Genomic DNA, 10,370 nt, shown 5'->3' on the forward strand with positions numbered 1-10,370 from the left:
GGCTTCGCGGAACTAGAGCGGCTCGCCATACGGGAAGGCGACGCTGCCGCGGACGATCTAACAAGAAACGAGGCTCAAACACGTTTTGACTTAATCGATTCCGTGATCAAGGACGTGTTGCACTGGCCTGCGGACAAAATTCGAGTCGAACAACGGTTGCCTGACGGGTACACCGATTATGAACTCGTCGAGGCGGGCACCTTGGCCATCGTTGAGGCCAAACGAGAGGGCGTCGGTTTCGTACTGCCTTTAGATTTACCTAATGGCGTATGCGCTCTCGGGCCGCTGACGGCGGACCGCTCCAACAAGGCGCTTACCGCAGCGATGCAGCAAGTTATCCGCTATGCAAGTCTCCGAGGAGTTGCGCCATGCGTGGTTACGAATGGACATCAGTGGGTTGCTTTCCTCGGAAGCCGCAATGACGGCGTCGCACCTTTGGCTGGTAAGGGCCTAATTTTTCCCTCGCTCGCATCGATTCGCGAAAACTTTATAACTTTTTACAACTGCCTTTCCCACTCGGGAATTCGGCAAAAACGAATATTCGCCCAGCTAAATATTGGCAACGCAGCACCCCCAGCCCCTCTGTCCGCATCGCTCCCCAACTATCCCGGAATAAAACGTCGAAACCCCATGCAATCCAACCTGCAAATCATGGGGGAAATCATGTTGGAGGACATGCCTCAAGAAGAAAGATACAGTGACCTTTTCCTCCGTGAATGTTATGCGAGTAGCGGGGCTTTATCGTCTTACGCTGAAATATCACGGGAATTGCTGATAAGTCGTAACGCTTCGCTGTTAGGTGATATTGGCGCTATAGAGGAACCAGCGGCTTTAAAAACCGGAGTGAATCCGGCTTTGTCGGAGGAGGCTCTAGCAGCGGCCGCTTCACATCGGCCAATCGTATTGCTCGGCGGCGTCGGTTCGGGCAAGAGCACGTTTATTCAGCACTTAGTCAGGATCGATGCGAGAGCGGTGTTCCAGGATGCCATAGCCATTATGGTGGATTACGGTCGCGGCGCGACCTTCAGCTCGCCCAGCGAGTACGCCGTCGACCGTATTCGCACGGTGTTGCTCGAAGACTATGACATTGATATTGATGACTTCGAGTTTGTGGAAGATGTATACAGGAAAGACCTTCAACGCTTCGATCGGGGAGTTTATGGCCAGCTTAAGGGCATTGATGAGCCAACTTATAGAATTAAACGAATCGAGCACTTAGCCGCCCTTCTCGGCAATCGCGCTGAACATCTAAGGCGCTCCATCAGCCGCATTACAAGAACGCGCCGACGCCAAGTGGTTATTTTCCTCGACAATGTCGACCAGCGCGACCATCACGATCAAAATAAGGTGTTTCTCGCAGCCAATGAATTGGCAGCCTCCTGGGACGCGACGGTGTTTGTTACTCTCCGACCTGAGACGTACTACGAGTCGCAACGATACGGGGCGGTATCGGGATATCATCCGCGGGTATTTTCAATATCCCCTCCGCGGACAGATGTTATGCTTCAAAAACGGATCGAGTTTGCACTGCGGGTCTTGTCTGGAGGTGGAGACGTTCGCACCACCGGTGGGGGGCTTGGCTTAGAGAGCGAAAGCCTTGAGTCTTTCCTGCGGGTACTTGAGCATAATTTTGCACGTAATTTTCCCTTATTGGCTTTGATTGACAATATGGCCGGGGGAAACATGCGACGGGCCCTCGCTTTTGTGACGCAGTTCATCGGCAGTGGACATGTCGATACCGAAAAGATCATAGAGATCCAAAATCGAACCCCCGGCCGGTACGTCGTCCCCATACATGAGTTCCTGCGGTCACTTATTCACGGGGATGCTGAGTATTATGATCCGCACACTTCGCCTATCGCCAATATGTTTTCGATAGATCGTCCCGATGCCCGCAATCACTTTCTACTCCCCATGTCTCTGGAGTACATCCTTTCCAAGGGGGATGCGAAAGACAGTGCCGGGTACGTGCAGCTGGAAGACGTTTATAGCCACTTGCAGGGGCTGGGATTTTCGCTCGATGCAGTGGCGTTCGCACTTAACTATCATGCTCGCTTTCGACTGATCGAATCGCCCTTGTCTGACGTCGATGTCACGCAAGCTGAACGATGCCGCATAACGACTATTGGGGCCTACACCCTAAATCATTTCCCCTCGCTCTTCACATATTGTGACGCGATGGTTGTAGACACTCCGATCCTGGATTCTGATGTTCGTGTTGGGATCCGCGACGCCCGCACATTGCCAGACCGGCTAGCACGCGTGGACGCCTTCGTTAGGTACCTCGATGCCTGCTGGGAACAGTCGGGGCTTCAAGGTCAAGGCTGGGCCTGGCCGACAGTAGGGAACGCCCTCAGGAAGGACTTGGCGCGCATCGCCACGCGCGTGGGCGTCAGTCCGGATGCTGTGGCTGATTAATGCTGCATCCGATCCCGAATGAAGCGTCGTGCCAGTTGGGTGCCTGGCCTCGTGGTGGCGGCCGCCGTGGGCGGGCGCTTCGGGCTGCCGCCCACGATCGTCCAGTCACACATGGCCTGTGGTCGGTGGGCGGCGTAGTAGGCGTCCTTGACGGTCTGGTGGATGCGGCCGCGGTCTGAGACCTCGTAGCCGTTCTCCTTCCTGACTCGTGCCACTTGAGGGCTTCTGGCTGATCTGGCTGGTGTTGCCGCTGGTGAGCGGCTTGCGGTAGAGGTCGGCGACACACTAATCGGGTGGGTAGTGTCGGGTCGTGGTGTTCGTGCGCAAGGTCCGGACGGCGTCGGGAGCGACGGCGGTGCAGATCGCTGAGCGGCTGAGTGGCCGAGACAAGGTGCTGGAGCACCTGGCTCGGCGCACACCGAGGCCGAGCTGACCGCCCTGCTGGAGGCCGCCCGGGTGAAGATGCACCCGGGTCAGGGCGAGCTCGACCTGAACGCGGGCGCGGTGCCGGCCGGGCAGTCGGTGATCACCGGCAAGTCCAGCGCGCTGCTGTGGCACGTGCTGACCAGCACCTGCCACAGGATCTGGGCCGAGGTGCCCACTACTCGGCCGCCGGCCGCGACGGTCTCCGGGCGCCGCCCGGGGGACGGCACCGGCAAGCTGCTGGCCGGGGTGGTTCAGTCGGCGACGTCGGCCGTGCTGATCTGCCGCTGCGGCAACGGCCCCAGTTCCAGCACGCCCTGCCCCGGCGCCAGCCGCTCACGGGCGGGATCGAGCAGCAGGGCCAGCTCGACGTCGGTGTGCGCCGAGCCGACGTGGTCGACCTCCACGAGCCGCCCGCCGTCCTTGATGACCACCTGCACCGCGACCGCTCCCGAGACCGTCCGCACCTTCCGCACGAACCTCGACGTCATCGCCACAGGCTGCCAACGGAGAGGTCATTAGTGACCAATTCCGCCCGCTGACAAGAGCAACGCCCCAGGTCAGCGAACTAAAGGTCCCCAGAATGCGCGGAGGTGGCACGAGTCAGGAGGTCGATCTCGTAGTCCTTGCCGTCCAGGCTGAACTAGATGGTGTCCTCGGCGGGGCCGCCATCGAGATCGTCCTCCAGATGCACTTCGACTTTCTGGGCCATGGGTGGCGGCCCTTTCGATATCCGGGTGGGGGAGTGGGTCAGGAATGGTTGAGATCGCCGTCGGCCGATACTGCAGGCGGCGCGTCGTCCGTCGGTGCCTCTGTCGATTCCACGGAATCCGCCGGAACCATGGTCTTGGTGCGGTTGCCGGTGATCACGGTGCCCTCGGACGCTAGGTCCACACAGAGCATGCTGTCTTCGACGAAGGGCTTCCATCGCCTGGTGGCCGTGGTGTCGATGCCGTAGTGCGCGGTGAAGGCCGTGGCTGAGACGATCGCCTGCCCGGGTCCACGCTTGGATCCACTGCGGACCGCATAGGCGTGCGGGGAGGAGTCATCGGTAGCGCGCAGCGCCATCATCTGACGATCGCGGTCGTAGAGCAGCTCCACCGTCTTAGCATTACCAATAAGGTCGTGGGCGGCCTTGTTCAGCGAGATCACCCCACGCTTCTGGATTGTCACGCTCGGCGCCTTGGCCAGCGGAGTCATTCTCTTGTCGAACACTTCGAATGGCATCGTTCCTCCTATGGCGTATAGCAACGACAGTGAATTTCATCGTAACCATTGCACGCACTTGCCTGGCAGTCATGCGTAGCTCATCGGATGTGTCTTTGAAGGCAAGGGATGCAAGACGTCTCGTCGCAAAAAACTGCACCCGCATGTTTCCGCGGTTCGGCCTGTCTCGCATCCTTGTGCTTTATCCATGCCTCTAGAATTCGATACTCAACGTTAGTTACGAGACAGATGAGGTGGACGTGGGGAAGCTCATCGGGTATGCCCGGGTATCGACACGGCAGCAGGATGCGGACCGTCAGGTATCCGACCTGCTACATGCCGGCGTGCGACGCGATGACATCTACATGGACAGTGGAGTGTCTGGAGGCCGTGCATCACGCCCACAGTTCGACAAAGCAGTGGCCGCCCTCGAAGAGAGCGACACCTTGGTCATCACCACGCTGGACCGGTTGGGGCGATCGACTCAGAACATGCTGAGCTTCGCCGAAGAGCTGCGGGGCACAGGTGCCGGGCTGCGGGTGCTGAACCTCGGTGGGGGAGACGTGGACACCGCGACCCCGATGGGTTCCATGGTCTTCACCGTCATGGCCGCCCTGGCGCAGATGGAGTTGGAGATCAAGCGGGAGCGGATCACCGACTCGGTGGCCAAACGGAGGGCCGCCGGTAAGGACCTGGGCGGGCGGCGTCAGACTTTCACCGACTCCCAGATCCGCAACGCCCTGCGCCTGATCGAGTCCGGGGAGCCGGCCACCCAGGTCGCTCGAGACCTGGGGATGTCGCGGGCGACCCTCTACCGGCGGATCCGGGAGCTGCCGCAAGCGAGGACCATCTGAGTCCGATGCGTCACGGGATCGTCCGGGAAGTGGTGGCTGTCTGGGCGGGGGTGACGTGGATGGTGGCCTGCTGCAGATGGGGGACGTGTAGGCGCAGGTGCTCCTCGACGGCGTGGGCGAGGTTGTGGCCGGCCTCCACGCTCAGGGTGTTCTCCACGGCGATCGCTACCTCGGCCTCCAGGCGGTGCCCGCTCCACCGGGCCCGTGTCCGGCCCACCGCTGCGACCCCGGGTACGGCGGCGGCCGTGCGCTCGATCAAGTCCAAGGTCCCGTCCTCGACGCCGTCCATGAGCCGGCGCACGACCGTGCGCATCGACCCGACCAGCACCGCGATGATCACCGCGGCAATGGCCAGGCCGATCACCGGATCCACCCACGGGAGCCCGAACCAGGCGCCGATGACCCCGAGCACCACCGCTAGGGAGGTCAGGGCGTCGGTGCGGGCGTGCTGGCCCTCGGCGATCAGCGCCGCTGAGCCGATGCGCCGCCCGGCCCGGATGCGATAGCGGGCCACGACCTCGTTGCCGGCGGCCCCGACAAGGGCGGCAGCCAGGACCCACCCGAGGTGGGTCATGTCCTGCTGGGTGGTCAGCGCCCGCAGTGATTCCCAGACGATCAGCGCGGCCGAGAGGGCGATCACGGCCCCGATGAGCAGCCCGACCAGGTCCTCGGCCCGCCGGAACCCGTAGCTGTAGCGCCGGGTGGGGGCCTGGCGGCCGAGGCGGAAGGCAATGATCAGCGGGATGGTCGTGGCCAGGTGCCCGAGGTTGTGCACGGTGTCAGCGAGTAGGGCCACCGACCCGCTGAGCCAGACGATGACGATCTGCAGCAGTGCCGTGGCCCCCATCCCGGCCAGGCTGATCCAGGCGGCGCGGATGCCGATGGAACTGGCCTGCTCAGCGGTCTGGATGGCCTCGGTGTGGTCATGGCTGTGCGGGATGAGGGCGTGCTTGAGCCGGGCCCAACCGCCGTGGTGCCCATGACCCTCATGGTGACCATGGCCATGGTCCTGGGAGTGGGTGGGAGAGTCGCCGTGTGCGGGGGTGGGCCGGGCTGGTTTCACACTGGAAGCGTATCTACGTAGATACGAAGATACAAAGGCGCAGATAGCATGGTGCCGTGCACGACGAGCTGGTCCACCCTGCCCCCGATGATGAGCATGCCCGGATCGCTGCGGGAACCTTCCGCATGCTCTCCGATGCGACGCGGGTGAAAATCCTCTGGGCACTGTTCCAGGGCGAGTCCAGCGTGAACGCCCTGGCCGAGCTGGTCGGCGCCGCGCCCACGGCGGTGAGCCAGCACCTGGCCAAGCTGCGCCTGGCCGGATTGGTGGAGAGCCGGCGGCAGGGCACTTTCGCGTACTACTGGGCGACCGACACCCACGTGCACCGCCTGCTGGCCGAGGCGCTCTCGCACGCCGAGCACATCACCGGTGCCGCCCCGGCAGGCGCCCCGCACAGCTACCGCGCTACAGGCGCTGCTCGCAACGGGTGACCCACTCCATGTATCTCGCCGGGCGCGTTCGAGTCACAAAGCCGACGAGGGGGACTGCCGCACCGATAGGTGCACTTATCGGTGCGGCAGTCCCCTTTCGGCACTTGAAGGGGCCGTTCGTTGGCCACACGTCGACGCGGGGCCTATGGCAGTTCAAAGGTGACGGCGGGATGTGAAGTGGATTGTGGAGCTTCCCTCAAGACGACATGAAGATTCCCTGAAGCTTGCTCTGCTGGGTGCTCTACGTCCTGTTTTTCTGGGTCGATGAGGGCATAGTTTGCCAGTGAGAACACCCCGTTCTCATCCGTTCGTGCACGGACATTCGGGTGCCCCAGTATTCCTCCCCAGGGCTGGGGCGCCCGTCTTTAACGTGAAGGGGTGATCTGGCTCGGATCACAGGGTCCGACGGACCCCGGGCCACCTCGCGGGTCCTGCGCTGGGTCTCCCTTTCCTCGTTTCGTGCTTCGGTCGCACGGAGAAGCGCCTGCGTCGCCCATGGACCTTGGAGTCTTCATGGAACCTTGAGAATCCCGCGACGGGGACTCCAAGTGAGGCGTCCACCCTGGGACAGAGGGTCCCGGATGCACCGGGACCTTGTCGTTAACAGGGGGAATGATGAGTACTGGATCGAGGATGGGAGGGCATTTGCCGGCGGGTCTTGGAGACGCGGTGGTAAGGCCCACCCGCCGGTTGGTGGGGATCGATGCGGCCAGGGGGCTGGCGCTGATCGGGCTGATGGCCATTCATCTGCTACCGGCTTGGAACGAGGAGACCGGGGAAGCGAGCTGGTCGTGGCGGCTGTTCTCGGGGGACTCAGCGGCCCTGTTCGCCCTGCTGGCAGGGGTGGGGCTGGCACTGACCTCCGGGGGGCGGCACCCGCACGAGGGTAGGACGATGACCGCTGACCGGATCGGCCTGGTGGTGCGCGCGGTGCTGATCGCGATCGTGGGGTTGTGGATCGGGACGCTGATGTCGGAGGACCCGCCCGCTTACAACATCCTGATCTACTACGGGGTGTTCTTCCTGCTGGCGATTCCGTTCCTGCATGCAGGCCCGAAGGCCCTGTTCATCTCCGCAGTGCTTTTCGGGGTGGTGTCCCCGATGCTGATGCAGGGACTCCAAAATGCGTTGCCCGAATTCGTCTCCTACAACCCCACGTTCACGGATCTGCTCACGCAGCCCGGTGCCACGGCCTCCCAGCTGTTGCTGACCGGGACCTATCCGGCCCTGCCGTACATGACCTATCTCCTGGTCGGACTGGGGCTGGGGCGGTTGAATCTGCGCAAGACGGAGGTTCAAGCTCGACTGGTGGTGGTGGGCGTGGGGCTGGCGATCTTCGCCCAGACCACTTCCTATGTCCTGCTCTATGCCTTGGGTGGTTACCAGCGGCTGCTGGATGCCTCCTCAATGGGCGAGCACGAGCTGGAGGATGTACTGGTCTGGGGGCCAGACTCGTTGCCCACGGAGACTGTGTGGTGGTTGGCGATCGCCACCCCGCACACCAACACCCCGCTGGCGATCGCGGCCAGCCTTGGGGTGAGCCTGGCGGTGCTGGGCGTCTTCCTGCTGATCGGCCCGAAGATCGGGGCATGGTTGTTACCGCTGTCGGCGATGGGCGTGATGACCTTGACCCTCTACACCGTCCACTTGGTGGCACTGTCCTTCGAGGCCCACTACGAGCTGCCCTACCTGTGGTTCATGGTCCACCTGGCGGTGGCGGCGCTGTTCGCGGTGGCCTGGCACCGGAGCCTGGGGCAGGGACCGCTGGAGAAGGTGGTCAGCACCAGCGTGAAAGGCACCCGCCAGCTGGTGCTGGGCAGGCCGGCCCAGGACAGCCACGGATAGGCTGTACCGGTAGCCACGACATGACGGGCCGTGCCCGCCGCAGCAGACGTGCTCTCTGCGGCGGGCACGGCCCGCCGCCGTCACGGAACGGTCTGGTGACGCTGGGGTCAGTCCGGGGGCGTGTGGCGGGGCAGGTGGATCCGGAAGCTGGTCCCGCGTCCGGGGCCGCCGCTGGTGGCCTCCAGGGTCCCGCCTTGGGCCTCGACCAGGGATTTGCTGATGGCCAGTCCCAGGCCTGAGCCCACGCGGTGGGCCTCCCGGCCGGTGTTGGCGCGGTAGAAGCGCTCGAACACGTGCGGGAGGTGCTCGGAGCCGATGCCTTCCCCGGTGTCGGTGACGGTGACAGTGACCGCCTCCGGGGTGTGGTCGGTGCGCACGGTGACGGCCCCGCCGGATGGGGTGTGGCGTAAGGCGTTCTCCAGCAAGTTGCCCAACACTTGTCCCATCCGCTCCTGATCGACCAGCACCGGTGTGACCTCCATGCCGGTGCTGATGGAGGTCACCGAGATGTTCTGAGCGGCGGCGTCCTGTTGGACGGCCGCGGCCGCCTGGGCTGCCAGCCGGCCCGGGTCCTGGAGGGTCAGCTGCAGATGGGTCATGCCTTCCTCGGCGGCGGTGAGCTGGCGGATGTCGCGGGCCAGTCGCTCCAGCCGGGCGATCTGGGCGTACAAGATGCCCGTGGTTCGTGCATCCCACTCGACCACTCCGTCCTCGATGCCCTCTAGATGTCCTTTGAGACTGGCCAGGGGGGTGCGCATCTCATGAGCCAGATCGGCCAGCATCTGGCGCCGGGTGGTGTCCACGGCGTCGAGCCTGGCCGCCATGTCGTTGAAAGACCCAGCCAGGGAGTCGAACTCCGCGCCCAGGCTGGTGGAGGTGACACGCACGTCGTAGTTGCCGGCAGCCACCTCCTGGGCGGCGGTGCTGAAGGAGACCAGGGACCGCCCGATCGTGCGGTAGAGGTAGAAGGTGAGCATCCCGGCGATGTAGAGCGCCGGGAGCCCCCCGATGGTCAGGGCGGTGAGGCTCACCGAGCGGAAGGCGTCCTCCAGGTGCACCAGTCCGGTGGCCTCATCGGCGTGGCCGGCCTCGATGAGCTCGTGATAGAACATGTTCGGCCCGACCAGCACCGCGGTGATCACCACGATGATCAGCCCGATGGCCAGCACTGCGGTCTGGGCTAGCATCAATCGCACCGTCAATGGGCTCCAGGACAAAGACCAGGCCCGGGTCCGGTCGGAGACGGCGGCGCTCATCGCCCGGTGCCCATCCGGTAGCCGATCCCGCGGATCGTGTGGATGAATGTCGGCCTGGTGGCTACGTCGCCGAGCTTCTTGCGGATCCGTCCGATGTGCACATCCACCAGGTGCTCGTCCCCGGTCCAGTGCGTGTCCCAGACCATCTCCACCAGCTGCCGGCGCGAGAGCACCAGTTGGGGGCGGGCAGCCAGGCACAGGAGCAGGTCGAACTCGATCCTCGTCAACGCCACCGGTTCCCCGCCCAGGTGCACCTGGCGGGAGTCCCCGTCCACCACCAGGTCCCCGATCACCAGCCCCTGGTCCTGGCCCGCCGGCTCCGGGACGGGTGCGGACTGGGTGCGCACCCGGCGCAGCATGGCCTGCACCCGGGCCACGAGTTCGCGCGGGCTGAACGGCTTGGTCACGTAGTCGTCGGCTCCCATCGACAGGCCCACGATCTTGTCGACCTCATCATCCCGGGCGGTGAGCATCAGGACGTGGCAGTCCGAGAAGGTCCGCACCTGACGGCACACCTCGATCCCGTCGATCCCCGGCAGCCCGAGGTCGAGCACCAGCACGTCCGGGGCGAAGTTCCGTACCGCGGCCACCGCCTCCGTGCCGTCGTGGCGCATCACGACCTCCAGCCCGGCCTTGCGCAGATAGTCCGCGATCAGCTGCGCGAGGTCGACCTCGTCGTCGACCACCAGCACACGTCCGGTGAGCGGATCCGTCATCTGTCCTCCCGGTACTGATCGCTGTGACATGAACACTGTGCTGCGAGCCCCAGCGTCCCAGGGCGACCGTGTCTGAGGCCTCGGAAACGAAACAGGGGGGTGGACTCGTCGTGGCCGGGCTCACCGGTGAACCGGTGGTCGCTGTGGCTAACGATCCC

The 10,370-nt window shown here is 63.8% G+C and carries 9 protein-coding genes; 4 read left to right on the plus strand and 5 right to left on the minus strand.

From position 1 onward, the window contains the following. The coding region (locus BJF77_RS20165; RefSeq protein ID WP_222845005.1) for a hypothetical protein at nucleotides 1–2,418 on the plus strand (2,418 nt) is incomplete at its 5' end. Between the two features lie 677 nt (nucleotides 2,419–3,095). Here the strand turns inward: BJF77_RS20165 and BJF77_RS20605 are convergent. Together BJF77_RS20605 and BJF77_RS20855 are read right to left on the minus strand one after the other, a co-directional pair. Then, nucleotides 3,096–3,332: a hypothetical protein gene (locus BJF77_RS20605; protein ID WP_158041272.1), complete on the minus strand. Its 237-nt coding sequence runs from the start codon at nucleotides 3,330–3,332 to the stop codon at nucleotides 3,096–3,098. A 259-nt stretch (nucleotides 3,333–3,591) separates the two neighbouring features. After that, a complete protein-coding gene (locus BJF77_RS20855) occupies nucleotides 3,592–4,068 on the minus strand; it encodes a hypothetical protein (RefSeq protein ID WP_075872538.1) in 477 nt (158 codons plus the stop codon). A 239-nt stretch (nucleotides 4,069–4,307) separates the two neighbouring features. On the opposite strand from BJF77_RS20855, the gene BJF77_RS13950 reads away from it, so the two are divergent. Beyond that, nucleotides 4,308–4,901 (plus strand): recombinase family protein, encoded by a 594-nt coding sequence (locus tag BJF77_RS13950; RefSeq protein WP_047803060.1) that lies wholly within the window; start codon nucleotides 4,308–4,310, stop codon nucleotides 4,899–4,901. A gap of 10 nt (nucleotides 4,902–4,911) precedes the next feature. Here the strand turns inward: BJF77_RS13950 and BJF77_RS13955 are convergent, their stop codons facing one another. Beyond that, the gene (locus tag BJF77_RS13955; RefSeq protein WP_047803061.1) at nucleotides 4,912–5,964 is read right to left on the minus strand and encodes a cation diffusion facilitator family transporter; all 1,053 of its coding nucleotides are present in this window, start codon (nucleotides 5,962–5,964) and stop codon (nucleotides 4,912–4,914) included. Between the two features lie 56 nt (nucleotides 5,965–6,020). Here BJF77_RS13955 and BJF77_RS13960 point away from each other — a divergent pair, with 56 nt between their 5' ends. Together BJF77_RS13960 and BJF77_RS13965 are read left to right on the plus strand one after the other, a co-directional pair. After that, nucleotides 6,021–6,395: a metalloregulator ArsR/SmtB family transcription factor gene (locus tag BJF77_RS13960; protein ID WP_047803062.1), complete on the plus strand. Its 375-nt coding sequence runs from the start codon at nucleotides 6,021–6,023 to the stop codon at nucleotides 6,393–6,395. 693 nt (nucleotides 6,396–7,088) lie between these two features. Next, nucleotides 7,089–8,240: a heparan-alpha-glucosaminide N-acetyltransferase domain-containing protein gene (locus BJF77_RS13965; protein WP_229588155.1), complete on the plus strand. Its 1,152-nt coding sequence runs from the start codon at nucleotides 7,089–7,091 to the stop codon at nucleotides 8,238–8,240. Between the two features lie 107 nt (nucleotides 8,241–8,347). Here the strand turns inward: BJF77_RS13965 and BJF77_RS13970 are convergent, their stop codons facing one another. Continuing rightward, on the minus strand, nucleotides 8,348–9,427 hold the full coding sequence (locus BJF77_RS13970; RefSeq protein ID WP_047803064.1) for a cell wall metabolism sensor histidine kinase WalK: 1,080 nt from the start codon (nucleotides 9,425–9,427) through the stop codon (nucleotides 8,348–8,350). A gap of 65 nt (nucleotides 9,428–9,492) precedes the next feature. Further along, on the minus strand, nucleotides 9,493–10,212 hold the full coding sequence (locus BJF77_RS13975) for a response regulator transcription factor (RefSeq protein ID WP_176337449.1): 720 nt from the start codon (nucleotides 10,210–10,212) through the stop codon (nucleotides 9,493–9,495). Between the last annotated feature and the right edge of the window lie 158 nt (nucleotides 10,213–10,370).

The sequence above is a fragment of the Kocuria sp. CNJ-770 genome (genome assembly GCF_001942375.1).
Lineage (GTDB): Bacteria > Actinomycetota > Actinomycetes > Actinomycetales > Micrococcaceae > Kocuria > Kocuria oceani.

What these genes read in the sequence shown, in the direction of transcription:
- BJF77_RS13970 (WP_047803064.1), bottom strand. Translation starts at nt 9,427, where the DNA reads ATGCTAGCCCAGACCGCAGTGCTGGCCATCGGGCTGATCATCGTGGTG.
- BJF77_RS20855 (WP_075872538.1), bottom strand. Translation starts at nt 4,068, where the DNA reads ATGCCATTCGAAGTGTTCGACAAGAGAATGACTCCGCTGGCCAAGGCG.
- BJF77_RS13975 (WP_176337449.1), bottom strand. Translation starts at nt 10,212, where the DNA reads ATGACGGATCCGCTCACCGGACGTGTGCTGGTGGTCGACGACGAGGTC.
- BJF77_RS20605 (WP_158041272.1), bottom strand. Translation starts at nt 3,332, where the DNA reads ATGACGTCGAGGTTCGTGCGGAAGGTGCGGACGGTCTCGGGAGCGGTC.